1 protein-coding gene is annotated in these 562 nt (G+C 41.8%); it reads left to right on the plus strand.

Annotated elements, in window-relative coordinates:
- Nucleotides 1-353: 353 nt before the first annotated feature.
- Nucleotides 354-562, plus strand: a 209-nt coding sequence (locus R7Z77_RS27500) for a type II secretion system protein (RefSeq protein ID WP_318137327.1), incomplete at its 3' end; no start/stop codon positions are given.

Consider the following 562-nt stretch of genomic DNA (forward strand, 5'->3'; position numbering starts at 1 on the left):
TATAATGGTATGGAGTGGCAAGCACTTGGTGCCGGCTTAGCTTATATCGCAGTAGTCCTGTTCATCTGGAGATTTGTATTTAAACGCAGTGGCCAAACGGTAACGGACGCCTCTTAAGTACTCCGGCTCGGGAGATTTTTCCTCCCGAGCACATCTTTATTCATCTTTTTTCCTCCTCTCTTTAAAATCCCAATTGAGAAACCGCTTCAATCTCTAATGAACAAATAGGCAACTTGTTTTATATATGAGATTTGCAATAGCAGTCACACCTTCTCATTCTTTTTTAATACCGATATAACCCCATTTTTATTCCAGAATAGCAGCCTATAAAATGACAAAGCTGGAGGCTGGTTGTGCGTGGTTCACGAGGATTTACCCTTATCGAGTTAATAATGTGCATCATCATTCTTGGTGTTGTTGGCGTTGTTGCCCTACCCAAGTTCCTCGGAATACAAAAAGACGCACGAATTGCCGTTTTGTATGGTGCAAGAGAAGCGCTAATGACAGCCAACAACCTTGTTTACACTAAAGCCGTTATTCAGTCTCAAGAGAACATCAACTC

The sequence above is a fragment of the Vibrio sp. 1401 genome, from assembly GCF_033340295.1.